The 23807-nt window shown below is 56.8% G+C and carries 24 protein-coding genes and 1 pseudogene; 18 read left to right on the top strand and 7 right to left on the bottom strand.

The genetic code is table 11. The features are described from left to right. Window positions 1-104: 104 nt before the first annotated feature. The 10 genes from ACM561_RS11805 (at window position 105) to ACM561_RS11760 (ending at window position 6060) form a co-directional block, all read left to right on the top strand. Window positions 105-725 carry a DUF2721 domain-containing protein gene (locus ACM561_RS11805; protein ID WP_425905272.1) on the top strand — a complete coding sequence of 207 codons (621 nt, stop codon included), beginning with the start codon at window positions 105-107 and terminating at the stop codon, window positions 723-725. A 334-nt stretch (window positions 726-1059) separates the two neighbouring features. Beyond that, window positions 1060-1308 carry a cysteine rich repeat-containing protein gene (locus tag ACM561_RS11800; RefSeq protein ID WP_425905270.1) on the top strand — a complete coding sequence of 83 codons (249 nt, stop codon included), beginning with the start codon at window positions 1060-1062 and terminating at the stop codon, window positions 1306-1308. Continuing rightward, complete coding sequence (locus ACM561_RS11795; protein ID WP_425905269.1) at window positions 1305-1430, top strand: hypothetical protein; 126 nt, start codon at window positions 1305-1307, stop codon at window positions 1428-1430. Before ACM561_RS11800 ends, ACM561_RS11795 begins: the two co-directional genes overlap by 4 nt. Next, complete coding sequence (locus ACM561_RS11790) at window positions 1427-1669, top strand: hypothetical protein (protein WP_425905267.1); 243 nt, start codon at window positions 1427-1429, stop codon at window positions 1667-1669. Before ACM561_RS11795 ends, ACM561_RS11790 begins: the two co-directional genes overlap by 4 nt. Window positions 1670-1776: 107 nt before the next feature. Next, window positions 1777-2592, top strand: a complete 816-nt coding sequence (locus tag ACM561_RS11785; RefSeq protein ID WP_425905265.1) for a DUF2092 domain-containing protein — start codon at window positions 1777-1779, stop codon at window positions 2590-2592. Further along, a complete protein-coding gene (locus ACM561_RS11780) occupies window positions 2589-2900 on the top strand; it encodes a hypothetical protein (protein ID WP_425905264.1) in 312 nt (103 codons plus the stop codon). The genes ACM561_RS11785 and ACM561_RS11780 overlap by 4 nt, the downstream gene beginning before the upstream one ends. Before the next feature lie 193 nt (window positions 2901-3093). Continuing rightward, entirely contained in the window at window positions 3094-3600 is a 507-nt protein-coding gene (locus ACM561_RS11775) for a DUF992 domain-containing protein (RefSeq protein ID WP_425905262.1), read from the top strand. Window positions 3601-3686: 86 nt separating this feature from the next. Then, window positions 3687-3986, top strand: coding sequence for an HdeA/HdeB family chaperone (locus tag ACM561_RS11770; protein WP_425905261.1), 300 nt, complete (start codon window positions 3687-3689; stop codon window positions 3984-3986). Between the two features lie 293 nt (window positions 3987-4279). Further along, a complete protein-coding gene (locus tag ACM561_RS11765) occupies window positions 4280-4714 on the top strand; it encodes a hypothetical protein (protein WP_425905259.1) in 435 nt (144 codons plus the stop codon). Window positions 4715-4941: 227 nt separating this feature from the next. Beyond that, on the top strand, window positions 4942-6060 hold the full coding sequence (locus ACM561_RS11760; protein ID WP_425905257.1) for an alpha/beta hydrolase: 1119 nt from the start codon (window positions 4942-4944) through the stop codon (window positions 6058-6060). A 324-nt stretch (window positions 6061-6384) separates the two neighbouring features. On the opposite strand, the gene ACM561_RS11755 is transcribed toward ACM561_RS11760, so the two are convergent. Next, window positions 6385-7736 (bottom strand): IS3 family transposase gene (locus tag ACM561_RS11755; protein ID WP_425905256.1). Its coding sequence is split into 2 segments (ribosomal slippage): window positions 6385-7400 and window positions 7400-7736, totalling 1353 coding nucleotides; the frame shifts between segments, so codons are not numbered across the junction. 87 nt (window positions 7737-7823) lie between these two features. On the opposite strand from ACM561_RS11755, the gene ACM561_RS11750 reads away from it, so the two are divergent. After that, entirely contained in the window at window positions 7824-9527 is a 1704-nt protein-coding gene (locus ACM561_RS11750; protein ID WP_425905255.1) for a secretin N-terminal domain-containing protein, read from the top strand. Further along, on the top strand, window positions 9499-10050 hold the full coding sequence (locus ACM561_RS11745; protein WP_425905254.1) for a tetratricopeptide repeat protein: 552 nt from the start codon (window positions 9499-9501) through the stop codon (window positions 10048-10050). The genes ACM561_RS11750 and ACM561_RS11745 overlap by 29 nt, the downstream gene beginning before the upstream one ends. Before the next feature lie 93 nt (window positions 10051-10143). Here the strand turns inward: ACM561_RS11745 and ACM561_RS11740 are convergent, their stop codons facing one another. Beyond that, a complete protein-coding gene (locus ACM561_RS11740) occupies window positions 10144-11748 on the bottom strand; it encodes an alginate export family protein (RefSeq protein WP_425905253.1) in 1605 nt (534 codons plus the stop codon). A 1045-nt stretch (window positions 11749-12793) separates the two neighbouring features. Between ACM561_RS11740 and ACM561_RS11735 the strand changes: the two genes are divergently transcribed. Further along, on the top strand, window positions 12794-13693 hold the full coding sequence (locus ACM561_RS11735) for an alpha/beta hydrolase (protein WP_425905251.1): 900 nt from the start codon (window positions 12794-12796) through the stop codon (window positions 13691-13693). 52 nt (window positions 13694-13745) lie between these two features. Here ACM561_RS11735 and ACM561_RS11730 read toward each other — a convergent pair whose 3' ends face one another. Beyond that, window positions 13746-16343, bottom strand: a complete 2598-nt coding sequence (locus ACM561_RS11730; protein ID WP_425905249.1) for a mechanosensitive ion channel domain-containing protein — start codon at window positions 16341-16343, stop codon at window positions 13746-13748. A gap of 1046 nt (window positions 16344-17389) precedes the next feature. On the opposite strand from ACM561_RS11730, the pseudogene ACM561_RS11725 reads away from it, so the two are divergent. Next, window positions 17390-17509: pseudogene (locus ACM561_RS11725) on the top strand (DNA-binding response regulator); the annotation flags it as partial. A gap of 129 nt (window positions 17510-17638) precedes the next feature. Here the strand turns inward: ACM561_RS11725 and ACM561_RS11720 are convergent. Then, window positions 17639-18667, bottom strand: coding sequence for a DUF4105 domain-containing protein (locus ACM561_RS11720; protein WP_425905247.1), 1029 nt, complete (start codon window positions 18665-18667; stop codon window positions 17639-17641). Between the two features lie 213 nt (window positions 18668-18880). On the opposite strand from ACM561_RS11720, the gene ACM561_RS11715 reads away from it, so the two are divergent. From ACM561_RS11715 to ACM561_RS11700, 4 genes are all read left to right on the top strand, one after another. Further along, window positions 18881-19666 (top strand): ceramidase domain-containing protein, encoded by a 786-nt coding sequence (locus ACM561_RS11715; protein WP_425905246.1) that lies wholly within the window; start codon window positions 18881-18883, stop codon window positions 19664-19666. Window positions 19667-20148: 482 nt separating this feature from the next. Continuing rightward, on the top strand, window positions 20149-21369 hold the full coding sequence (locus ACM561_RS11710) for a M14 family metallopeptidase (protein WP_425905244.1): 1221 nt from the start codon (window positions 20149-20151) through the stop codon (window positions 21367-21369). 192 nt (window positions 21370-21561) lie between these two features. Then, window positions 21562-21810: a hypothetical protein gene (locus ACM561_RS11705; RefSeq protein ID WP_425905243.1), complete on the top strand. Its 249-nt coding sequence runs from the start codon at window positions 21562-21564 to the stop codon at window positions 21808-21810. Further along, complete coding sequence (locus ACM561_RS11700) at window positions 21807-22043, top strand: DUF992 domain-containing protein (protein ID WP_425905242.1); 237 nt, start codon at window positions 21807-21809, stop codon at window positions 22041-22043. Before ACM561_RS11705 ends, ACM561_RS11700 begins: the two co-directional genes overlap by 4 nt. 74 nt (window positions 22044-22117) lie before the next feature. Here ACM561_RS11700 and ACM561_RS11695 read toward each other — a convergent pair whose 3' ends face one another. The 3 genes from ACM561_RS11695 to ACM561_RS11685 all read right to left on the bottom strand — a co-directional run bounded on the left by ACM561_RS11695 (window position 22118) and on the right by ACM561_RS11685 (window position 23645). Next, window positions 22118-22315 carry an alkyl sulfatase C-terminal domain-containing protein gene (locus ACM561_RS11695; RefSeq protein ID WP_425909732.1) on the bottom strand — a complete coding sequence of 66 codons (198 nt, stop codon included), beginning with the start codon at window positions 22313-22315 and terminating at the stop codon, window positions 22118-22120. Further along, entirely contained in the window at window positions 22242-22532 is a 291-nt protein-coding gene (locus tag ACM561_RS11690; protein ID WP_425905240.1) for an alkyl sulfatase C-terminal domain-containing protein, read from the bottom strand. The genes ACM561_RS11695 and ACM561_RS11690 overlap by 74 nt, the downstream gene beginning before the upstream one ends. Before the next feature lie 117 nt (window positions 22533-22649). Beyond that, a complete protein-coding gene (locus ACM561_RS11685) occupies window positions 22650-23645 on the bottom strand; it encodes a catalase family peroxidase (protein ID WP_425905239.1) in 996 nt (331 codons plus the stop codon). Window positions 23646-23807: the final 162 nt, after the last annotated feature.

Genomic DNA, 23807 nt, shown 5'->3' with positions numbered 1-23807 from the left:
CTAACGCGCCTACTGGAACCGGATGCGATTGCAAGTTGGCTCCGACTTTTGGCTTTACCTGCTCTGTCCATGAGCTTGACGCCAAGAAAGGCGACAAGCATAGAATGCCCTTCCGAAATTTTGCGACTGGGCAAAGCCATTCATTCGACGGGATCGATCTGAAACTTGTTCCTGACGAGACGCTTGTCTACGACGTCTTGCGCTCAGAGCGAGTCTCAGCTTCATTCAAGCGGCAGACTGTTTTCAATCATTTTTTAAGTTGGCATGAACCCATGGGAACTGTGATTGGACTGCTACCGGTAACGCCTTCGATCGATCAATTCGCTCGGATAATTTCGAATGTTGCTGCCCCGGCATTTCTGCTCGGTGCGGTCGCGTCTTTCATCTCCGTCGTGATATCGCGCATCAATCGCGTGATCGACCGATTGCATTTCATCCACAGTATCCCCGATGACGACGTTTCGAGACTCCACTTTCGAAGTGATTTGCCTCGGCTCAGGCGTCGCGCTGTCCTTTTGAACCGGTCGCTCTTCTGCTCGATCCTGGCCGCAATCACAACCGCTCTGATCATCTTCGGAGCATTCGTTAGTGCGTTTCTTCATCTCCGGCACGAGTATGGAATCGCGCTCTTGTTTATGGCCGCCATGATCCTGTTCAGTGTTTCATTAGTTGATCTGGCCCGCGAGACCAGATTGGCCCTCCACGAGGTCGACCTTTACCGGTAAGCTGCAATTTGAACTTGGCGGCAAGCATCGTCGCGTCCTGAACGCGTTACAACGACCATATCTCCGAAGACTTGCGCATCGGCCGAATGAGATGCGGGGACTGCACGAATGGTCATTCACTGCATTTGAAGCGGCTCGATCCCTCATCCGAGTGTTTCCTGAAAGGAAGCTTACTTCGGAAAGTGAGCTCATCTTGCAAGGTCGTCCGGTGTGAGCATCACCGACAGCTTCGAAACGCGTTCACATTTGCATTGACTTAGATCAAGGCAATTGTTCGGGCGCTGCATCAATAATCCATCTAGCGCTTTGTTGCTTTGTGGGAGGAAACGAGAGTATGGCAATGCTTACACACCAAGTTACGGGTTCGCTGCTTGCGGTCCTCCTGTTCACGATTTCCGCATCTCAAGAATCCAAAGCTCAAGCCGGTGCGCTTGCTGCCTGCAAAGCAGACGCGGCCAGAATATGTCCTGGCATAGAGCCGGGCGGTGGCAAAATAATTCAGTGTCTTAAGCAACATAAGGACGACGTGACCATCGGTTGTGCTAAGGAGTTGAAATCGATCAAAGCTAAGATGGGTAAGTGACGAAGTTTAGTTCGAGCCTAGCGTCTGATGCACGTCCCCCAAGGAGGCGCGACAGCTTCGACTTCGAGACCCTGCTCGGGCAGAAGTGCCTGCTCAACGTCGTCCACGACGAGACGACGTGAATACGGCGACGGCCGAGGAGGTCGAGGCGCTGCCGGATTTCATCAAGTCGAAGATACTCTCAAGCTTCGAGAGGTGGGGCCGTATCAAGCACGCGGAGAACAAGCGCGGCGCTAAGCCGATCGAGCAGCGTGGTTGTTACCTTGGGCATCTCCGAACACGCTTGGCCATTCTCCGAAGGCAGATGATGAAGAAATGTGACGAGTATGGACACTGCAATCGTCGTGGCCTCGTTCCCTAGAGGTGTCCAGGCGATACCGGTCGTCCTGCCCATTGTACCCAGGGCCAATGGTTGGCTGTCACTACCTTTGATATCGATTTTCCATCAAAGCAAACGGGAGAGAGGCGATGAACGAAACGCAGGAGACTGCGATCAAATCGATTGACGCGGCAGCGCGGTGGCCCGTCCTGGTTGGAACGTTGTTGACTATGAGCGTTTCGCTTCTATCTCCAGCGAGTGCACAGAGCAGCGATGCCGAGAAAATCTTGAAGGGAATGGCGGATTACGTGGCCAGCCAGAAGGCGCTGAACGTAACCTACGACTCCGACGTTGAAGTGATTACCTCCAATCTTCAGAAGATCCAGTTTACCAGCTCTGGCCAGGTGCAATTGAACCGACCGGACAAGCTCCGCGTCAGGCGCACGGGCGGTTATCGCGACATGGAGATCGTGTTCGATGGCAAGCTGCTCACGGTGAACAACAAGGACGACAAGGGCTATGCTCAGATCGAGACCACCGGCACCACTGAGGAATTGATCGATGTGCTACGTGAAAAGCACGGCGTGGTAGCCCCTGGCGCCGATTTGCTGCTCACCAACGTATTCAACGTCATGATGGCGGACGTGGTCGATGCCGCCGTGATCGGCAAGGGCGTCGTCGACGGCGTTGAATGCGATCATCTGGCGTTTCGCAACGTCGACACCGACTGGCAGATCTGGATCGAAACGGGTGCGAAGCCCATCCCGCGAAAATACATCATCACCAGCAAGGGTGTCGCGGAAGCGCCGCAATACACGCTACGGATCAAGGACTGGAAGACAGACGTTGCAGCCGATGCCTTTGCATTCAAACCGGATTCTGCATCCAAGAAGATCACGCTCGGCGAACTCGGCGACATCGACGAAGTACCTCATGGCGCCGCTAAGGCAGGAGCAAGGAAATGACCCGCAAATTAGCCGCTCTCGTTCGTCTTTCGATAGGCACCGCACTCGGCGCCGCTGTGCTGTCGTGGAATGGGCAACTGCCCGTCGATCCCCAAGCGTCGCTGGTGTCCGCAGCTGAGGCCCGCATAGGACGTCCGCTGACGCCAATGAGCTACGCCGGCGTTGCCAGGCGAACCACCCGGCGGGCCGTGGCCGTCGGGGCGGTAGCTGCGGGTACGGCGGCTGTCGTGGCTGCGCCCGTGGTGGTCACGCCGGCTTGCACACAGGTTGTGGACGTCTATGGGCGGGTCGCCACCGTTTGCCGGTGAGTTGGCCGCATGGCTCACCCGGCGTTGTCCTGAAGCCCACCAGTTGCGGGGGCGGTGTCACCGCACCCGGCGTCGGTACTGGTGCAACAACTGAGCAACGGCGCGCATCGGCTACAAGTTTGATGATTGCTGCAATCGTGCGTCTTGCCCGGCGGCGAAAGACTGTTCGAATCCAGTAGCGGGAGGGCCAGACATGTCAGTGACAACAAGGATAGTTTCGTCACCGAGACTGCCCCACGTGAGCGCAGCGTTGCTGACGGCGTTCCTGCTTTCGACAGCGCCAGCCTTGGCGCAGGGCAACACGATTCGTCAGGGGGTATTGACCTGCCGGATATCGGCAAGTGTCGGCCTTCTCGTCGGATCACGCCAGCGGCTTCGTTGTCAGTTTAGATCGGAGAGCGGTCGGACCCAGAATTACTTCGGCACCATCGGCCGCCTCGGGTTCGATATCGGGTTTACTGCCGGCGGCGTGATGACGTGGGCGGTGCTGGCGAGCACGCCCACTATTCCATCTGGCGCACTGGCGGGAGAATTTGTCGGCGCCAGCGGCGACATTTCGGCCGGTCTTGGTGTTGGCGCCAACCTGCTGGTCGGCGGCACGCGCAAATCGGTTTCGCTGCAACCGTTGTCGGTAGAAGGACAGGTCGGCGGCAATCTCGCGCTCGGCGTCGCTCGCATGAAACTCAAGCCAATCAATTGAACACCGAATCCAGGCAACGAAAGGATTTATCCAAATGATCGCGAAAAAACTCATCTTGTCTTGCGTTGCGTTTCTTGTTGCTTGCCGTGGCTCAGGTCGAACTCAACACCTACGCGGATCAAGACGGGCATCTCGATGTTCAGAAGCTGACCTGCGCGCAACTGGCGGGCACGTTCCAGGAAGACGCCGACTATTTGGCTGCCTGGTATAGCGGTTGGTACAATGGCCTCGCCAAGAAGCACATGGTGAATGTCACCCGCGCAAAGGCGCTGCAACACGAAGTCATTGTTTATTGCAAGGCCAATCCAGGCAAGAAAGTCATCGAAGCCATCGACGTGGTGTTCAAACAGTACAGGACCGAGAACAACATCAAGCTGAAGAAGTAGTCGCAGCTTAAGAGGTGGCAGCCGAGACCTCCTCGTTTCCTCGAGCGACTGGTCCGCTTCGCGCAGATGTAACAACAGGTACGGAAATTTGGGGGGTGCGAGCAAATCGTTAGGAGACTTTGTAGGCCACTGGAGGCCAGAACGGTTACCTCGCAAGTTGCTCGCGCAAGACGGCATTCCGACAATGACTCCGCGGGGATCGCGGAGGTAAAAATCTAAAGTGATCGCCGTCGATTCTCGCGGCAGATCGGATACTGAACCAGCCGTTGCTGTCTCTTTCAGAGGAAAATGTCATGAGAAGATTTTTTCTAAACGCAGCTTTTGTTGCCTTGCTTGTTGGCGTAGCCGGCTTTAGCGCGCCATTGCGGGCCGAAACTGGTCAGGTTTCCGTCGTATTCACAAAAGGAGGATTCATCGTCGGGGCCGGGGGTGGCGAAGGTATCCTTACCTTCAAGGGCAGGCGCTATCCGTTCACCGTTTCGGGCATGAGTATCGGATTTACGATCGGAGCCTCGACGACCAAACTGGTTGGACGAGCTCTCAATCTGAATAGCCCCGCTGCGTTTCAGGGTAACTACAGCGCGATTGGAGCTGGCGGTGCAGTTGCGGCCGGGGCGGCAGGCGTTCAATTGCAGAATGCCAATGGCGTAATCCTGCAGCTTAGCGGCCCCAAGGTCGGCGCTGAAGTGTCGGCCGCAGTAGGCGGGGTAACGGTCAGGTTTAAATAAGCGTGAGGCGGCCAGGTCGCACGGTGCGCTTGATGCTCACACGTGCGACTGGTCCGCTTCGTGCAGATGCGACAACAGGCTTTGCGGGACTTGGGGTTAGGCGTGTGCGGCGCTAAGCAGTCACGGGTTACGAGAAAATTGTTAGGATGCTTTGCAAGCCACTGTTCGTCTCGGGGAATTTAAGAACAGCAGCATCGGTGCTACACGGTGGTGGGGAGTCTGTTGTCATGTCGACATGGAGTGGCGGTCGTACGCTAGGCACAGTCGCCATTCTATTCTCATTCCTTTTGGTCGGTTGTGCTGCCAGACTTGGTTCGGAGGCTCTGACGCCGGTGGCGGCCTCGGCTGGCGGAAAGACTATGCAAATTTACGTGGCAACTACGCGCGAACGCGATTTGTCACAAAACGCGTTCACCGCGAACCTTGCCAATGCACTCAACTTTGCAAGGTTTTCCGTCTCAGTTCCCCCTAACCACAAGTCCGGCAAGATTGAAATGCCGACCGCAACTCCAGATCCAGAAAGAGACTTTGCTGTCGTTGATAGGGCCGCACTTAGCGAACCCGAGTTTCGTCAAGCTGTTACTCATCAAACCAATACCCAGCGTAAAAAGCACAAAGTTTTTGTTTTCGTGCACGGGTTCAACAACACCTTTCAAGAGTCACTGTTCCGAATCACGCAATTACAAGCGGACATGAAGATCGACGGAATTCCGATACTGTTCGCGTGGCCATCGCAAGGTCGGGTAGGGGCTTATGAAATAGACAAGCAATCGGCAAACTATTCTCGCGACTATCTGATGGCTCTCCTAACGATGCTTAGCAGTAATTCCGAGGTCAGCGACATTATGGTGGTAGCCCACAGCATGGGTGCCATGTTGACCGTTGAAGCTCTGCGCCAGCTTCGTACTGAAGGCAAAGACCGGGTGATCGCCAGGTTAAGCCGGGTGGTGCTCGCGGCACCCGACATCAATGCAAGAACGTTCCGTACCAACGTACAAGCTATCGGTCCGCTAAAGCCACCTTTGCTTGTTCTGGTTTCCAAGGATGATGGTGCGCTTCGAGCCTCTAGTTTTCTTGATGGTTGTATTGCTCGTGCGGGAGACATCGATGTCGACAATCCCATTGTGCGCGAGGCTGCCCTGAAAGAGAAGGTTCAAGTCGTCGATATTTCGAGGCTCGCAAAACACGATGACCTCGGGCATGATCGGTTTGTAAGTGTTGCCGTGCTTTATTCAAGGTCGCACGAGAAAACCTTGCGATACCGCAACACTGCAGGCACGTTCATCTTTACCGATGATGACACGTTCTTACGACCAATCGACATTGGAAATCGGGTGGCTCAATGATCGGCTCGCGGTAAATATCGCGAAGTGTACGAGACCCTAGACGTTGACATCAACAAGCAGACGCCGGTTGTCGAAGGCATCGGCTTCGGGTCCTGAGACGGGTGCTTGTCCGAGAGATCAACAAGATCACCCTCGAGCTGAGATGGCGGTTCTATTGCATCTTTCTTGAGACGAAGAAGTCATGGAATAGTTTGGCTTAGGCACCGCTCTCGTTTGCCGTACTAGTCGGCACGGCCGGTTCTAGCGAGCCTGTCCGTCATCAAAACATTTGGCGCAAAGAGCGGCGAGATTTAGCGGAGAGCGGGCCTCATTTGTTGGTTGATGTTAAGCGGCGATTTTGCGGTGGAGCAAGCGCCGATATTTGATTGTCTGTCGTTTGATCCTTTCACGCTGTTTGATGATGGATTGTGCACGTCCGAAGTAGACGTCGGCGGGTGTGACGTTGCCGATGCCCTCGTGATAACGGCGATGATTGTAATGCTCGATGAATGCCTCGATCTGACACTCGAGATCGCCGGGCAGGAAGTAGTTCTCGAGCAGGATGCGGTTCTTGAGGGTTTGATGCCATCGCTCGATCTTGCCTTGGGTTTGCGGATGCAGCGGTGCGCCGCGGATATGGCTCATGCCGTTGGCATCGATCCATTCGGCAAGCTCGGCGGCGATGTAACTGGGACCATTGTCGCTGAGCAGTCTGGGCTTGTGCAACACCTTGGTGTTGTCGCAGCCTGAAGCTGCAAGGGCCAGTTCGAGCGTATCGGTGACGTCCTCGGCGCGCATGGTCGAGCACAGCTTCCAGGCAATGACATATCGAGAGAAGTCATCGAGTACGGTGGACAGATACACCCACCCCCAGCCGATGATCTTGAAGTAGGTGAAGTCGGTCTGCCACATCTGGTTGGGTGCTGTCGTCTTGTCTTTGAACTCATCAGCCGCCTTGACCACAATGAAGGCTGGGCTGGTGATGAGATCGTGGGCCTTGAGCAGGCGATAGACACTGGCTTCGGAGACGAAGTAGCGCTTCTCATCGGTAAAGCGCACTGCCAGTTCGCGCGATGAAAGTTCGGATTGCTCCAGCGCCATCTCGATGATCTGACCCTGGATATCGGCATCGATGCGGTTCCACACGCGACCTGGCCGGGAAGGACGATCTTCCAACGCTTCCGGCCCGCCCTCAAGGTAACGGTCATACCAGCGATAGAAGCTTCGACGTGCAATGCCCAGTTTGTCGAGTGTCTTCTTCGCCGGCAGATGCGATTGCTCGACGAGCCTGATGATCTCAAGCTTTTCGGATGCGGGATATCTCATTCGCCTTCGCCCCCATCCGCGATCATGCTTTTTTTGAGCAGACGGTTCTCCAGCGTCAGATCGGCAACCACCTCCTTCAGGGCATGCGCCTCACGGCGAAGGTCTTGCACTTCACCACTTGTCGCAGCTCGCGCCGTATCACCGGCCAGCCGCCGCTTGCCTGCCTCCATGAACTCCTTCGACCAGACGTAGTAAAGGCCCTGAGCGATCCCTTCCTTGCGGCACAGTTCAGCGATGCTGTCTTCACCGCGCAAGCCATCAAGCACAATCCGGATTTTATCTTCCGCCGAGAAATGGCGCCGGGTGGCGCGGCGAATGTCTTTGACAACCCGTTCGGCAGAACTTTTCCTGCTGCGAGACTTCGTAGTCATGTTCGTTCCTTCGTCATCGACGAGAACCGAACTCTCCTTAAATCATACCTTCAATTCTGTGCCATAGGCGCTGATCCCGGACAGCTGATGGATTCTTTTGTAACCAAACCAGGCAGCGTGCGTGCTGATGGGCCCCACAATCTGTTGCTGATTCAGGGTACTGGCTCTGAGCGCCGCGCCGCGGTCGACACTGCCATGAGCTTCGACGCCGATTGGATGCGCGGCCAATCGGTGGGGATATATCCTATCAGCAACAGTGCGCCGGAGCCGATCATCGCGGAACTAGAAAAGATTATGGATTCTGGCGATAGCGGCCTCAGCCAAAGCGTGGTCAAGTTCCAACCGGTAAGCCGGCTCAACGCCATTCTCGTCGTGAGCCGTAAGCCAGCATTGTTGCATACTGCTTCGACCTGGATCCGGCGACTCGACCAGGCCGATACCGCGCGGACCAGCGTGCATGTTTACCGGGTGAAGTATGGTGAGGCGAAGCAGATTGCGCGTGTTCTCACCGCGATGTTCATCGGCGGATTGTCATCCTCGCTGGATAGCGCCGACAATCAACTCGCTCCGGGGTCGGGCTCGTCCTTGACCTCCGGCATCGACAAGCTGTCGGCAAATGCAAACTCGCCGTCGTCGGCTGGGAGTTCTGGATCTCGTTCGCGTTCCGGAACGGGCGGAGCCGGCGATTCTTCAGGAGCTAAGCCGTTGACGGCAAGCTCCGGGACTGGGATTGGGACCGGTACGAGCACGTCGGTAGGCAGCGACGCGCTCAGTGCCGGCGGCGGTGGCAATGGGCAGCCGCTGATGCAGGGGGTGCGCATCACTCCCGATGTTGTCAACAACACGCTGCTTATCTACGCCGATCAGGCCAACTACAAGATCATTGAAGCCACACTGCATCAGGTCGATCAACCGCAGTTGCAGGTGGCCATCGATGCGACGATCGCCGAGGTAACCCTTACCAACGAATTGAGCTACGGTGTGCAATCTTATCTGACCAGCAAGAACCTAGGTCTGAAGGCGAATCAGGGTTCGATCCTCAACACGCAGTCAGGTTCGGCACCGATACCAAGCTCAAGCGGCACCGATGCGGCCGCAGCGGCCGGTTCGATAGCCAACGCTTTCATTAACCGCGCGCTTCCCGGCTTCAACTTCCTGGTCGGCTCGGAAGCGCAACCGGCCGTCATTCTCGATGCTCTTCATGCAGTCACAAGCGTCAAAGTACTTTCGAATCCTTCACTGGTCGTGATCAACAACCAGATGGCGACGTTGCAGGTCGGCGACACGGTCCCGATTTCGACTGGCACTGCCACGGTCCTGAACAGCAACAACAACGTGGTCAACAGCATCGACTATCGTAACACCGGCGTCATCCTGCGCGTTTCGCCGCGCATCAACGTGAACGGCAATGTCCGGCTCGAGGTCGAGCAGGAAATCAGCAGCGTCCAGCCAACCGCTACCTCTACGCTGACACCGACCGTGGCAGAGCGGCGGGTGAAGAGTTCGATTTCGGTTGCCAGCGGTCAGACTGTGCTATTGGCCGGACTGATTAGCGAACAACAGAACGGCGGACGCAACGGCATCCCTCTGCTTGACGAAATCCAGGGTTTTGGGGACGCCTTCGCGCACCAGCGCAAGAAAGGCACCCGCACTGAGTTAATTATTTTCATCCGTCCGCAGATTATCCGAGATGGCACCGACGCGCATCACGTCGCCGAGGAACTGCGCTCGAAATTGCGCGGCAGTGTGGGAGCGAGTATTGATGACCTTCGCGTTCGCACCGTCCACTGATACAGTGGCGCGCCGGAAAAAACGTTCGCGGCGAAGTATCTGGGCGACGGGTTTCGTTCTGTTCGCCTGCTGTCTCATGCCGCTGCGGGCCGCCTCGGCTGATGCGCTAACGCGCGCTAACGCGGCCTATTCGCGGGGCGATTATGTCAGCGCCGTCCGAATACTGACGCCGCTTGCCCTGCGGAGCAATGCCAAAGCGCAGGTCCTTCTTGGCTTTATGTACGAAAACGGCTACGGCGCGCCGCAAGCCTATGACGCCGCAGTTGATCTGTACCTCGACGCGGCGATCCAGGGTAATCCATTCGGGCAGGGCATGCTGGGTTTGATGTATGACAAAGGCCACGGCGTGCCGCGGGATGTCGTGCTGGCCTATAAATGGCTGAATCTTGCGGCTGCCCACGCTCCGCGGCGCGAGCGCGACTACTACCTGCGACTGCGAAACGCCGTGGCATCCAAAATGTCGCCTGCGCAGATTCACGAGGGGCAGCATCTCGCGCTGATCTGGGCACCGGGACGATTGTAAGCCAGGAAAGGCCGGGACATGACGGCAGATGTGGTGCCGGCCCACAGGCATTTGCTGTTGGGCCGGCGCGGTCTTTGGAAGAAGAAACTCGTTTTAGAAGAAGAAGCTGGTCTGGAGATAGCCGTAGAAGGTGTCGGCTGTGGCAGGCGCGTTGGGGGCGGTCTGCAGGAATCTGCCTTTGATCAGGTAGGTGACCCCGGTATCGAGCAGCCAGGCATTCGGGATGAGCCAGTACCGCAGGCGAGTCTCGATCTGCTGGCCGGCGAAGTTGCCGGATCGGCCGGTACGGTCCCGTACTCCTGTGGTGGCGAAGGAGTCGGTCGCGTCCGCCAAGAAGAGCGGGCGGTAGGTGACGAAGGCATCCCAGATCGGGCTCGGCGTGACCTCCAGGCGTATGCCCGGCGAGATCAGGTTGGACCGCTGCACCGCGCCGTAAAGGCTGGTCGGACCGTATTCCCAGCGCCGGGCGCCGAACAACGTGTCGAAACGGGTGAAGGTGGCAGGGTTGGCGCTGTCGCCGCTGGCTTGATCGTATTGAAACGAGACCCGCGGCAGCCACGCCGTATTGAAGGTGTAGCCTGCCTGCGTATGGAAGAAGTAGGCCGAGACATGGAGATCGCGCCTGTCGGTGATGGCGGCCGTCTCCCGGGCGCGACCCGTCTGGTAAGTCGTTTCGACCTCCCAGTCCCACTGCGCAGGCTTCGGCGCCTTCCATAGCCGGAAGCCGGGGGTGAACAGGCGACGGTTACGGGTCTGCAACGATCGCAGGCCTGACCCGGTATCATCCTCGTACAGGCCGTAGCCATAGAGCTCGAGGGTTCCGCCGAATACGTTCGCGAAGGTATAGGAACCGCCGTAAAATTGCAGATCCAGGTTCTCCTCATCCAACACGATCGCATTGTCGAGGATGCCCGGCACGTCGTTGGGCAACCGATTGTGCGGCATGGTCCAGAACACGGTCATCTGATCTTTGTTCGCGCCCTGCCAGTCGAAGGACGCGCCGGTGAAGGCATTGATGGTGTTTCGGTAGTCGTTACGCGCCATGAGGCGGCGTGAGCCGACGTCCTTCGTGAACCGGCCGGTGGTGATGCTGCTCTTCGAACCATTGCCCGTTTGGTCGGAGAGATCGAAGTTGAGATAGGCCTGGGTGAGCTCGAGGGCGTTCACCTCCGTGGTGGAGGCCGTCGAATTCGGTTTCTGCAGATAGCCGCGGCTGTCGAACACTTCGCCGCCGATCTTGATCTTGTGACCGGTATCGTACTCGGCGAAAATGTTGGTGCGGAGTGCGAGCAACACGTCGTCCTGTGGGGCAGGCGCTGGCCGGAACTGGTTGTTGATCCCTTCCATGCGGGCCCGGAAACTGCCCCCGATCTTGAGATTCTCGGGTCGTCCCAGTGCGTCGTAGAGCGTGAACACCGGCTTCGTCGTGTTCGCCTTGAAGTAAGGAAACGTCAGCGCCTGAACCTGGCTTTCCGTCCAACCCTGAGCATAGGTATCCGCCCAGCTCGGGGCGGCGAGTGGGGCATAGTCCCGCCTTCCCTGCGCCTGCCGCTCGGCTTGGGACTGTGCCTGCGCCGGGTTCGATGGGGTGGCGACAAGCAGGACGGTGGACAGGAATGCCAGCCCTGCTGTCGAGCCGAGGAAAGAACTCTTCAAACGATTCATATCACCCCCCATGTTCCCCTGTTGCTGTGTCATGCGGGTTCGGATCCCCGCTGAAGCCGCAACATTCGAAAAACGTTTCGCGCAGTCGTTGGCTGACCGCAGCCGTCCGCGCATGCCCGAGCGCTCCTCATTAACGAGGAACGCGCGCGACCACCCAGAACAGCGATCATCTAAAAACAGGACGACTCGGGATGCCCCCCGGTCGATAGTCTATCGATATGTTTCTCGCTATACATCGTATGGCGCGGTGTCAACATGCAGGCATTTCTTTTAGGTGAGGGAAACTTCCGGGTGGGACTGAAAGGCAACACTAAAGCCGGTTCATGCAACCGATGATTGCCGCTCTGTGATCAATGATAGGGATTTTATTTGCGCGCAGAGCTTCTGATCAACCGTGGGATCCAACATGGTGACCGCCCACCGCGTTACACGAGCAAGCAGCTTTGGTCTGTCCGACCGTCACGACAACATTGGTCTCAACATCGTCCACGGGGTGTATTGTTTCTACCTTCGCAGGGACAACGTTGAGGATCGAAGTCAATGAGGGGCGCTCGACGGAAAGGCCGACGTCGGTAGCGACGAGAGAAATTGAATCAATAATCCGCGTCGCATCGTCTATCCAGTGATGATTCTCATTCTCAAAAACATCCAGCACATACCGTCAGAATGAATTCCGAATGACTTCGGTTGCGCCGTATAGTTGTATATACATAACGAGGCAATGCCTCCGGTTGCTGGGGGGACAGTGCGGTCATATTTTTCGTAAACGTCACTGAGTTCTGAATCGAACTGATTGTGGGCGGGTTGTTCCGACATCAAAACCGCGCCAACGAATTTTGCTACCTCGGCTTTGGCTGCGTCGAGGTCAGACAAATCCACGATTACGGCTGATCAGTGGATTCCCGTTTATAAAGTGAAAACAATACTGCGGCATGGTGCTCTTCCCTCTGTCAGGGGACTCCATTGACCACTGAGGGTGAAGCGCCTGTGAGGTTCGGCGCGTCGAGATAGACCGCGCGGCAGGTATCTACGCAATACGGTCCCCATTTGTTTTTGGTGGCTATCGAGGGGAGACAGCTTGGCTGAGGGAGAGATTGAAAGTATCCGCGCAATATTGTCTTCAAAGCCTCGTCCGATCGGATGGGAGCAGCGAAGGCAACGTCTCGATGAAGTCGGCTCAATTTGGCCGGTGGCGGACGATGTAGAGCTACGAACAGTCGATTGCGGAGATGTAGCAGGGGAATGGTCGCTTTCGCCCGGGGCGGACGCCACACGGGTACTTCTGTATTTTCATGGCGGCGGCTACTGTTCGGGCTCAATTGCGAGCCATCGACGCCTTGTTACAGAGGTCGGGCGCGCCGCTGGTATAAGCACGTTGGCGATTTCCTATCGGCTAGCGCCGGAACATCCGTTTCCTGCTGCGCATGACGATGCCATGATCGGTTGGCGATATCTGCGCCAACAAGGCATCGACGCGCGGAATATTGTAGTTGGCGGCGACAGCGCCGGCGGCAATCTCACGATCGCCCTGATCAACGCCTTGCGCGAGGCGAGCGAAGATTTGCCGGCGTGCGCGTGGCTGGTTTCACCCTGGACTGATCTCACCATGTCCGGAAGGACGTTGGAGAGCAAGGATCATATCGATCCAATTATCCACCGTGGCTACCTGGTGGAGTTAGCTGATGCCTATGCTCCCACATCACTCGACCGCAGGAACCCACTTCTTTCCCCTTTGTTTTCGGTCCTTGCAGGATTTCCACCGACGCTCATTCAAGTCGGCTCTGCTGAAACATTGCTCTCGGACTCAACACGTTTTGCGGAAGCTGCCGCGGAAGCCAACGTTGCGACGACTTTGGAGGTGTGGCCAGAAATGATTCATGCGTGGCCTCTCTGGAATGCCAGCCTTACGGATGGCCGGCTGGCGCTCAAGTCAGCCGGACAGTTCATGAAACGCAGGTTGTTAGAGCGAGTCCCCTAAGCTCATTGAAGAGCGCCTTTCAAATTGCAAGGTTTCCGCATTTGCAACAAGCCTAGGGCCTGACGAGATTTGCCGACTGTCTTGGTAGATTGGCAAGCTGCCCTGAAGCAGACCCTTTGGCTTTGACCTTTGTCTTTTGAGTGTCACCTGAGAGATGTTCCGCCGTCTCACGCAACAGATCGATTGTCTGCAGCGTGACCTCCGCATGCCGGGACGGGATCAAAATCCCGGCCTCCTGGAAGGCTTCCAAAATAGCGATCCTTAGATCCGCGGTCACGTTGCCGCCCGCGCGCACATCGACAAAAGCGTAAAGTTTGAACGTGAGGCCATCTACACCAAAATCTTCAAAATCGAACGACGGCGCAGGCAGTGTCAGGACACTGGGGTGGTCTTGGGCGACCTTGAGCAGAATCGATTTGACCGCCCGCGGATCGGAGCCATTCGCAACCTTAACCGGGATCGCGATACGACGTCTGTTATCGCGCAATGTCCAGTTCTTCACCTTCTCCGTGATGAAGTAGGAGTTCGGAATCACAACACTCGCTCGCTCAGACGTCTCGACCTCGGTCGAACGCACGCTGATCTTGCGAACATAACCTTCTTCGCCTCCGACGACGACCAAGTCACCGACCCTGATGGGGCGCTCAGCCAGAAGGATCAGCCCCGACACGAAATTATTGACGATACTTTGCAAACCGAACCCGATGCCGACGGAGAATGCGCCGGCCAGGATCGCGAGATTGGACAGGTCGAAGCCTGCGTAAGAGAAGGCCACAAGCGTTGCGATGACGACGCCGCCGTATCCCACTCCAACGCGAATCGAATCGCGGAGGCCGCCCGAAATACCCGCCGCCTTGAGAACCCGCTCATCGAGCCAGCCCTGGAAAAGTCGCGCGGCACCATAGGCGAGCCCGAACACCATCACCGACGCGAGGAGCACCGCAATGGATACTTGGGTGTTGCCAACCCGGAAACCGAAGAAGAGCTGCGAGTACCAGTCGTAGACTTCCGGCCAACTGTACCCCCACTGGAGCAAAATGAGGGGCACCGACAGTATGACCACAATGGCCTTAAGGAGCAGGCCAATCGGCAAAGCCAACTGCTCGTGCCGCTGGTGTTGCTCACCAAAGCTTTCCTTGAGCCAGCGGCCTGTCGCTGCACGGTCGTCGCCCAAGCCCTGCATCAGTCCATCGACCCACAGCAGCAGGAGGTAGGCAAACGCCATAATGGAGACGGTCACGACCAATTGTTGCGCGAGAAACCGAGCAAGCGCCAAGTATCCGGCAAATGCCGAGATGATGATCGCGACGACTGCGATCCAAACAGGGGCCCGCAGCACGGCGAGGAGCCGCGGTGAGAGGCTTTGGTCCTTGTGCTGCCCCACTAGCGGCGTAAGAAGGATGGCAACGATGATTCCAGCCAAAAGCAGGCTCGACGGAAGCGCAACCGCGATCGTCAGCGCAAAGGGGGCCTGCACAACACGGGTGACCATGTAGAGCAAGCTGGTCACGCCGTACGCGATTGCGAGCGCCAGAAGGAGTCCGCAAATTCGACGTGCTGTACGATCAGAGACGGGGATCAACCGCCAATGCGGCATCCTCGGTGCGAACGCGCTGATGACAAGCACGCTGACCGCGAGAACGGTGATGATGGATTGCGCAGTCGTGTACAGCAGCCAATCGACACGTTTAGGCAGTTGATGCGTGTCGGCGACGAGCCCGTAGAGGAAAGCGATCGGCAAGACCGGCAAGAGCCACAGCAAGGCGATGGCGCCCGCGACTGCAGCCCGCCGCCAGAACGGCTGATCAACGTCCTCGGATCTCCGGCGGCGCAACCGCCAGGTTCCGAAGGCGGCGGCAACAGCGAGCCCGAGCATGAGCAGTCCGGCTTCGAAAACGAGGAGCTTCACATCGTCCTGATCGCCGAGACTGCCCCACCAGTCGGTCACGATGTCGCGAACGCGGTATGTGGCTAATGGAACATAGTCCGGCACACGCGCCCAGGTCTCAGACGAGTAAATGCCAGGGAGCGGCTGCAACAGGCGCGTCGCGAAATTCTTTCGACGGATGTCTTGGATGGCATCGATGAGCTTGTCGATGCGCAGATTGGCGGAGTCGATCTCCTTCTGACCTCCGGTCAACACTCCATGGTAATAGGTCCGGTCGGCCCGACTTCGTGCGACGTCATCCGGCTCGGGTGGTTGACCGGCGGCCGGCGCCGGCCCGAGCAGGCCCAATTGGTCCTTGGCGGCCGCGAGTACAGGTTCAAGTTGCTTGCCAAAGCTTCCAATCTCGCTGCGGACGCGCTGGAGCTTGTCACGGAGGTCGTTCAGTTCGGAATAGCTCAAGCGTGGCTTTTTTAGATCACTCTCCAGGCGCGAAAGCTCCTGCTCCCAGCCGTTGATACTCTTCTCGATGTCGACGCCGACATTTTTGTTGGCACGTGCAACGATCTCGGCCGTGTTGAGCGAAGCAGCAGGCGGTTTTGCTGGCTGCGCGGTGGCTGGCGCATCCGAAGGAGAATCTGCCCGCTGTGTCACATCTGGTTTGGGTGATGTCGGCGCCTTTGCGGTCTGAGCCTGAGCGCCGGCCACAACCAGCATAGAAAAGAGACACAACGCCCACGCTACGACCCACAGTCGGCGGATCATCGGCAGCTCTCCCTTATTCGATGATAACTTTGAAACCCGAACGGTAGATTCCCCTCAGCCGTCTCCGAAAACTTGATGGCCAGACAATGACCAAATGTGCAATTCCGGGGTCAGCTACGGTGGTGCGTGTATCGATCGAGACCGCCGAACCCACAAATCCGAGCCTACGCGGCTCCGTCTCCGCAATTCCACGCGCTCCGACGGCCGCTACCGCTTTTCCTATCGCTCCAAAGGCCGCACTGAATAGCCTGGGAGGATTCGATTCTCACGGTCAAGGGCCGCCTCGGCGCGGTCTTGATCAGGTGCAAGCGGCAAAGCAATGGTCCAATTCGGAGATATCTTCGCGACGAATCGGGAAGCTATCCCGGTGTTGATCTCCTCCCCGGCGGGATCTTGAATATTATGAAGGGGTGTCTTGTGATGCTTAGGCGCCCACATGCATATTCAAGATAGTAGAGTATTTACTCTGTGAATAATGGGCAGCATGATGACGCGCAGAACCGTGCTTGGCGAGGTGTCACTGACCGGTTCGGAAGGAAGTTACGATCAGCTTTACTGGAATCGTACTTCGGATCTTCTTTTTGCGGTACGTCCTTTGGACGCGGGAAGCTTTACGTATGAGGCTATCAATCCGGCCTTCGAGGCTGCTCTTGGAATTTCGTCACGGAACGTCCGGAAGCTGGATGTCTTCGGCTATATGGGCGCGGAAGACGCTCGATTAATTTGCTCAGCTTTCCAGGCATGTGTTGCACAAGGGAGTGAGGTTAGGGTCCGTCACGGACTCGCATTTGGAGGTTCAAGGCATGACGCGGAGACGACGGCCGTTCCGGTCATCCATCCAGGCGGTGGCGTCCGATTGATCGGTTGCCACCGGATCTTGTGCGGGGAGGATGACATTCGTAGCAATGTTAGCCTTGCTTCCATTCAGGAGGACATCCATCAGCGGCTCGCATCGGAGCTCCATGACTCCACGTGCCAGCACCTGATTGCCGCAAGCCTTAGTCTCATGCGAATGCGCGCCCACTTAGGCAGATTAGCTCCCTCTTCTCAGTGTGAAGACCACCGAAGCTCATCGTGCGACGGCCATGCGGAAATTGAAATTAGAGATCAACTCAATCGCAAGCCTCGTGCGATACGCGGTGAGGTCCAATATGATAGAGCCGTAACAGAACGGCGATTGATCTTTCCAATAATCGCAGGACTTGAGGAAATATTCTCACCTCACCTCACTTCGGTTGCGGGCATAGATTGGACCAACAACAATATCTGACGAGGTGGACGGCACATTGCGTAATTCATCGCGGAATCGTTGGCAGATTGGCCCGGATGAGCTCAGAAAAATATGATTTCCCGTCGGCGGCCTGCGCGGCCTCATTGATTAGAGAGCGTCGCCTCAGTTCTTCAAACGGCAACGTCGTGTCCACTCGGCCCGAGTGGTAAAGATAGCTATCGATCAAGCCGTTGAGCAGGTGGCGGATATCGAACCGCCCCTGCCTGCCTGCGGCGTTGGCGTAGCGGATAATATTGATGGTGCAGCTATTGGTCAGCAGGTGATAGAATTCAGGCGTGTCGGCAAGTTCGTTGATCCGGTTCAGATAGACAAGAAATAGTCGGCGCGCACTCTCCGCAGGGGTATTCAGGCGATATAAATATACCGGTTCGTGACGGTGATTGGTGCGCACACCCACCAGATCACGTTCGCTGCCGACTATGTAGATCAATTCAAATTGCTTGAAGAGGGAGGCGACGGGCGCAAAGCCTTCGCCAACCTCCGGCCGTGTTTCGATGGAGATGCTCATCGGCTCGGCATTGTCGAATATGAAGCTCACGAAGGTGTGCCCGACCGGCCCCTCAGCAAAGTAGGCTACGTAGAAGTCGAGGCCGGTCAGATGAGACAGCTGAACATCCCGCTCCTGGTAGCGGACCGTGAAGTCGCTCCGGCTGCGATAGTCGAAGTCGCGGACGCCAGTGAAGTGCACATTGTCGCCGTCGATGATGGCTCGTGGCATCACCGCGACTTCCTGTCGCCAGGGACGATCATGCGAAGGGGGAATGGCTATCCACCATGCGACCACGCCGACGAACAGCAGAGTTGCCATCACGGACATGCGCCGCCGATGGGAAAACCAGATGGCCCAAATCGTGAACGCTGCAAAGACTATCGCTAGCGCGATGCGCAGTCCGGGCCATGGGAGGTTTGAATAGTAGATGGCCAGAGTCGCCCATGTCAGGGCCAGAGCGAGACAGAAAAAGCCAAAAGCCTTCATCAGCCAGCGCAAAGATGAAGTCAGAAACCTGAAAAGCACACTCATGGCTTCTTCCACCAGCGTCGTCGAACTATTACGGATGCCGAACGTAAGCTTGCATCAGATATCATGATCAGCGGCATGCCAGCAAACGATCGTCCGCCAGGTTTTGTTTGCCAAGTGCGGTTCGCCAAATCGTTGCCGTGAAATCAAAACTGATCTTGTGTCCATCTCTTGCTACCGGACGCCATTGCGCTACCATCGCGATATATACTTTCGAGTAATGAAGTGTTGCGCAATCCGACAGCGCTTCAGGGCGCATCGCTGATGAAAATTGGCAGAATAGTTCGCGATCGTCCGGTACTATTTCTGTACGGATTGATGATTGTTACGCTTGCGGCGTTACTGCCGATTCCGCCCTTGTTGCAGAACCAGGACTATCATCAGTTTGCCGACCAGCGCGAGGTGCTCGGCATACCGAATTTCTGGAATGTCGTGTCCAATCTTCCATTTATCGCCGTGGGCGCGGTTGGTCTCGTGCAGTTTGGGCGCAGCGCAACAACTTTCGTATTATTTGGCGGAATTTTCCTCACCGGGTTCGGCTCATCCTATTATCATCTCAATCCCAGCGACCCGACGTTGTTCTGGGATCGATTACCGATGACGCTCTGCTTCGCCGCGATACTTTCGGCGGTGGTTGAGGAGCGCGTGGATCCAAAGGCCGGTGTGGTGTTGCTGCGGCCGCTGCTTGCAGTCGGCATTTTCAGTCTTCTGATGTGGCGCTGGACAGATGATCTGCGACTATACGCGTGGGCTCAATTTTTCCCATTTACTGCACTGGTGTTAATTCTAAGCCTGTTTTCGCCCAAATACACCGGCGCTTCCTACTGGGGCGCCGCTGTGGCGCTTTATGCATTAGCCAAGTTGCTGGAGCATTATGACCATCAGGTTTATTCATTCGGTGGAATTCTTAGCGGACACACGCTGAAGCACCTTGCTGCGGCATCCGCCTGCTTCGCAATTCTGAAGCTATTCCAGGTGAGACGGCCGCTGGAAACTATTGCTCGTAGCGATTAGCTCCAAAGCAAAGCGCGGCACGTGTCGGCGCAAGTGACGCAAATAGTAGTTCAACGCACGGCGCGGAGTGTCTTCTCCGCAGATTCTGCCGAACCGTTTGGGAGTATCCCTCCTGTCTCGGTTCGGGGTTTCTTCCGATAGACGTTGATGGGATGCCGCTATTAGCTTCAATGGGCCGGCAAGTCCGGATGCCATGCTGCAATTTCGGAAGCGACTTGATGGTAATGGTGAAGTGCAGGATTGAGTACGTGATGACTATTTCGCGCTGTCTTGCCCGCGCCCTCTCAGCGGACCTACCTGATGGCAAAGAGCATGGCATCTGAATAAATGTCCATATCCATCAGCCGTTTCCGTATGTATGCTGAACTGCTTAATCCGCAGGGCGTCAAATGGACGCCGATCGCAGCGTCGCACTTCCTGACCGTCGAGATATCGTTGTGAAACGGCGCGTGATCAAAGTTCCCACCCGTGGGGGAGTGCCCATGTCGGCTTCAGCTAAAGACAGAGATATTCTTGATCGGCGCGACTTCATGACCGGCTCCATCGCTGCTGCTGGGGCGGCGGCCATCGTCATCGGGGAAGCCGCCACCGCGACCGCGCAGCAGACTTCTGGAAAAGAGGAGGCGAGGGCCGGGACCATCTATACAGGTGAAACGGTTCAGGAGAGAAAGGTTGTCAGCCGGCTTGATGTTGCGGATCTCGAGCCCGGAAAAAAGCACCAGCTCTATTTTCAAGGTGTGCAGGCGCCGGGCGGCCAGTACTGGTACGTGTCGGTCGTCGTGGCCAAGGGCGCTCGACCCGGCAAGCGTTTCACTTTGACCAGCGGTGTGCATGGCGATGAAATGAGCTCGATCCGCACGGTGCAAGCCGTGATGGAGCAACTCGATCCGAAGCAGATGTCCGGAACGGTCATGGCAGTGCTGGACATCGCGCGACCGGCCTTGGAGAGCATGCAACGCCGGTGGCCCAATTCTGGGCGCGGCATCGGCCTCATCGACATGAATCGCGAGTGGCCGGGAAACGAGAACGGGGCGAGCGCCACGAGTCGTCACGCCGGCCTTCTGTTCAATCGGCTTCTGAAACCGAATTCCGACCTTGCGATCGACTTCCATACCGGAGCTACGGGTCTGGAAATCGCTGCGTTCATTATCGGCGATCGCAGCATCCCCGACGTGAAGACCATGACGGATCTCTATCCCGTCGGGCAAATGTGGGACGATGCGGCCTATCCCGGCGTTCTGCATAATGCGTTCGTCGACGCCGGCATCCCGTGCTTCACACCTGAAGTTGGTGCCGCGCGGATTCTCAATGGCGACATGATCGGCCTGTTTGTCGAAGGCACTACAAACGTTCTGAAGCACTACGGTGTGATCGGTGGCGCGATTGGGCGCACCGCGGCGGATGCCGGCATGAAGATCGGTAATGGGGCAGCTCCGATCATAGCAACCCACGGCGGTCTCGTCGAATATCTGGCGAAGCTCGACGAGGAGGTCAAAGCCGGCCAGAAGATTGCCGTGCAACGAAATATGTTCGGCGAGACCGTTGCAGAATACGTTGCTGCGCAGAACGGGATAATGGCCGCCTATCGCACCGACTCGATGTCGGAGCCAGGGAACATATTGGCGTTCATTATGGTCCGCGAGTTGGATACTCCCGCTCGGCATGGTGTGCATGTCGAGACTGAATACTCTTATCCAGAATAATGGATCGTCGAGATGTGGAAACAAGGACGCCGAGGTTATTACGGCGACAGCGGATGACTCTCGCTAATGACGATTTCGCCTCCACTAAATGAGGGGCAGTCGCCAAATCCGAGTCGATTTGAAACCGGTCACAGCGTCCAGCTTCTCCTTGCGGTCTTTCCGGTAGCCGCTGCGCTTTACCTTGCGCGACCATTGTTTGAACCCATAGCCTTCGTACTCTTCGGTATGGCGCTCGTCTGGCCGATTCAAAAGGCACTTGAGGCAAGGCTTTCGAAGTTTGCCGCGTTGTCTCTCACCATTCTTCTGACGCTCGTCATCATGCTCGTGTTCACGATGCAACTCGTCTGGACCCAGGCGCTACACTGGATCGCTGTTGCGATGAACATCATGCTGCTGTTTATGAAGGGAGGATCAGGCGTGTCGGTCTTGACCTCGGAGTGACCAGCGGAGCGGTCCTTTCGTGGGCCGTTCTTGCTAGGAACTCATGCATCGGTCCTGGCACACTGCGCGGCAATTATGTAGGTATCAGCGGTAATATCGCATTTGGGCCGGGCTTTGGGGCCAACGCGCTGATCGGTGGATTCCGCCGCACGATCATCCTCCAGCCGCTATCGACCGAAAGATCGGTCGGGCTAAATTTCGCGGCAAGTGGTGTCGTGGGTCTGCTCGGCTGAGATCGAGCCCGGGTAAACCCCAGAGCCATACCAGCGCTCGGAGGCTCCGGGTATGCCGACAGCCGCGCTAAAATTCAGTCGCTCACGATCAGGTTGTGGACCTCAAACGGCTTCGGTGGGGATGTCGACTCCTTCGCCGCGGTGCCCGGAAGAATTTCGAAGTCGGGTGTGAAAGGGACAAGCATGGCGCGGAGGCGATCAAAACCGCTCCGATCTCCGTCGAACCGAGCCCTGCCAGACGCGATCAAATCGTCGAACGACGCTTGACCCATCATCACTTGGTTTGAGATCGGCGCGGTTCACGGTCACCGTGAGGGTCGGATTCTTGGCCTGGAAGCCCCGGATGTTGGTGAGCGTCGCATTGCTCATTTCGATTGCGTACTGCTCGCCATTGTCAGGCGTAACGAGGTTGATGGTGAACTGCATTCCGTCGGCTTTCTTCGGGTCTAGGCTGATGCCGATGAAGTCGAGCCATTGCTCCGTGGACATCACACAAGGATCGGGCTGGTATTCGTCTGGCTGTCGGTCGTGGCGATGATCTTCGTCTATATGAGGCGGCGGATCTTCTTATGGTCACGACTTTGTCAATATGACCTGGCGAACGATCTATTTGGTGCGGCGACTGAACGACTCGGCATACGCCTCGGTACGCGTATTAATGATCGGGTCATCCGAAGCTTCGATGCCGGTCGTCACATTGGTCGGTAGGAATAGCAGATCGTTCTCGATCTTCTTCGTATCCAACGCCTTGATGACTGCGATTTCTCCGAGTTCTATCGTCGGACGGCTATCCGGCCAGACTTTCGTAGCGTCCGCGGTTGGATCGTCAGCGGCAGCAACCTGCACCAAAAGGTGAAACTTGACCGGTCCTGCTTCGAGTGACGTCCGTAGATTGTCAGCTAATGCATTCGGAGGACGCTTCGCCGCCTCCTCGTCGGTCACGTAGGCCGGGCCGCTCTCCGGTACGATGCGATAGCGGCCAAACTTGCTTGTTTTTTGCGTGTTGGTGAACTTGAACGCGTTCACGCCGAAGAAAGGTTGCGTGCCGTAACTGACAGCCACGGGCCGAGGCGTGGTGACAAACACCGCAGCCGCAGGGTGAATCGACAAGAATTTCTCCATAGGCGTCGGCTTGGGGACATTGGGACCGCTCGCACCGACGGCTTGGAGCAGAGCTAGAAAATCCTCGCCGGTTGCCACCGGAAACCCATTGGCCGATATACAGACAATGTCTTGCTCGCTGCCATCCGAGAGACGAAACTTGATGGCCATGCCGCGAATACCGCCGGTAGAAGGGTGGGTGTCGGGCGCATCAGGGATGCCGCCTGCATTTGAGAATCGAATGACCAACGGCGTCGGGGCGCCTTTGAGAAAGACAGCCGAGCTGAAGGAGTCCGCGCCTTGCGCCGGCGTGAAGATACCTTCAAACACGGCACCCTTAGCGTGGTTCGCGCGAACGCCCGTATGCTGGCCGTAGCGCGCGTTCATTTGATTGACCAACCGAACGCCAAGCGGCTCGTCTTCGGCGCAAACGTTGGTAGCTCCTACCGCGATCGCCGCGGAGAATGCGATGCTCATAGCAAGACGTTGAAACGATCGCACGATTATCCTCTCTGATTACGAGAAGCGTATAAGAAAGCTGCGAAAGGAGAGCAGAATACCGGCGGTGAGTCTAAACTAAATCGCACGCCCAATATAGTCGGAATGGCAGACTGAAAACCATTTGCGAGCCCTGTGCCAACGAGGTCGGCTTTCAGCAAAACT

Source organism: Nitrobacter sp. TKz-YC02, from assembly GCF_049852135.1.
GTDB lineage: Bacteria > Pseudomonadota > Alphaproteobacteria > Rhizobiales > Xanthobacteraceae > Nitrobacter > Nitrobacter vulgaris.
This window is presented reverse-complemented; position numbering and strand designations above follow the sequence as displayed.

What these genes read in the sequence shown, in the direction of transcription:
- ACM561_RS11805 (WP_425905272.1), top strand. Translation starts at nt 105, where the DNA reads ATGCCCTTCCGAAATTTTGCGACTGGGCAAAGCCATTCATTCGACGGG.
- ACM561_RS11800 (WP_425905270.1), top strand. Translation starts at nt 1,060, where the DNA reads ATGGCAATGCTTACACACCAAGTTACGGGTTCGCTGCTTGCGGTCCTC.
- ACM561_RS11785 (WP_425905265.1), top strand. Translation starts at nt 1,777, where the DNA reads ATGAACGAAACGCAGGAGACTGCGATCAAATCGATTGACGCGGCAGCG.
- ACM561_RS11780 (WP_425905264.1), top strand. Translation starts at nt 2,589, where the DNA reads ATGACCCGCAAATTAGCCGCTCTCGTTCGTCTTTCGATAGGCACCGCA.
- ACM561_RS11775 (WP_425905262.1), top strand. Translation starts at nt 3,094, where the DNA reads ATGTCAGTGACAACAAGGATAGTTTCGTCACCGAGACTGCCCCACGTG.
- ACM561_RS11765 (WP_425905259.1), top strand. Translation starts at nt 4,280, where the DNA reads ATGAGAAGATTTTTTCTAAACGCAGCTTTTGTTGCCTTGCTTGTTGGC.
- ACM561_RS11760 (WP_425905257.1), top strand. Translation starts at nt 4,942, where the DNA reads ATGTCGACATGGAGTGGCGGTCGTACGCTAGGCACAGTCGCCATTCTA.
- ACM561_RS11750 (WP_425905255.1), top strand. Translation starts at nt 7,824, where the DNA reads ATGGATTCTTTTGTAACCAAACCAGGCAGCGTGCGTGCTGATGGGCCC.
- ACM561_RS11745 (WP_425905254.1), top strand. Translation starts at nt 9,499, where the DNA reads ATGACCTTCGCGTTCGCACCGTCCACTGATACAGTGGCGCGCCGGAAA.
- ACM561_RS11740 (WP_425905253.1), bottom strand. Translation starts at nt 11,748, where the DNA reads ATGACACAGCAACAGGGGAACATGGGGGGTGATATGAATCGTTTGAAG.
- ACM561_RS11730 (WP_425905249.1), bottom strand. Translation starts at nt 16,343, where the DNA reads ATGATCCGCCGACTGTGGGTCGTAGCGTGGGCGTTGTGTCTCTTTTCT.
- ACM561_RS11710 (WP_425905244.1), top strand. Translation starts at nt 20,149, where the DNA reads ATGTCGGCTTCAGCTAAAGACAGAGATATTCTTGATCGGCGCGACTTC.
- ACM561_RS11695 (WP_425909732.1), bottom strand. Translation starts at nt 22,315, where the DNA reads ATGGGTCAAGCGTCGTTCGACGATTTGATCGCGTCTGGCAGGGCTCGG.
- ACM561_RS11690 (WP_425905240.1), bottom strand. Translation starts at nt 22,532, where the DNA reads ATGTCCACGGAGCAATGGCTCGACTTCATCGGCATCAGCCTAGACCCG.